Source organism: Microbacterium sp. K41, from assembly GCF_004794395.1.
Classification (GTDB): domain Bacteria; phylum Actinomycetota; class Actinomycetes; order Actinomycetales; family Microbacteriaceae; genus Microbacterium; species Microbacterium sufflavum.
In genome coordinates this window covers 1-233 of sequence record NZ_SSDO01000321.1, presented here as the reverse complement: position 1 = coordinate 233, position 233 = coordinate 1, and the positions used below count along the sequence as shown (strand labels likewise).

Annotated in this window: 1 pseudogene; it reads left to right on the top strand. The window is 79.0% G+C overall.

From position 1 onward, the window contains the following. A pseudogene (locus DW309_RS19510) lies at positions 1 to 233 on the top strand (hypothetical protein); the annotation flags it as partial.

Here is a 233-nt window from a genome sequence, read left to right as displayed (position 1 = left end):
CTGGAGGCGCAGACGGCGACCCTCGCCCGGCTCGCCCGCGGCGGCACGACCCCGGTGCACGACCTCGACGGCGAGCTGCGGCGCCTGGTGTCCGCACTGGGCGCGGCGGGGGCGGCCGTGCGTCTCGTTCCGGGTGCCGACCCCGATCTCGACCCCGCCCGTGCGGGCATCCTGCTGCGCATCGCCGCGGAGGCACTGCTCAACGCCGTGCGGCACGCCGGCGCGCGCGAGGT